General features: G+C 49.4%; 1 protein-coding gene. It reads left to right on the forward strand.

All coding sequences use genetic code 11. The features are described from left to right. Nucleotides 1-328, forward strand: a 328-nt coding sequence (locus tag ACLFKU_RS44470) for a DPP IV N-terminal domain-containing protein (protein WP_410853482.1), incomplete at both ends; no start/stop codon positions are given.

Below are 328 nucleotides of genomic sequence, written 5' to 3' on the forward strand. Positions count from 1 at the left end.
AATGTTAATGATGGAGAGGAAATTATCTGGGCATCCGAGCGCGATGGATTTGAACATCTGTACCTCTTTAATGGCCGTACCGGTGTTTTAGAAAACCAAATCACCAAAGGTGACTGGATTGTCCGCGCGGTGGACCACATCGATCCGGTCAGAAGGGAAATTTGGTTCGAAGCAAGCGGAATGAATTTCGGTGAGGACCCTTATTTCGTTCATGCCTACCGAATTGGCTTCGACGGAAAGGGGCTGACATCACTTACGCCAGAACCGGCCAATCATCACATCGAGTTTTCTCCGGACGGTAGATTCTACGTCGACCTCTGGTCGCGTA

It is taken from the genome of Paraburkholderia sp. EG304 (assembly GCF_046543485.1).
Classification (GTDB): Bacteria; Pseudomonadota; Gammaproteobacteria; order Burkholderiales; family Burkholderiaceae; genus Paraburkholderia; species Paraburkholderia youngii.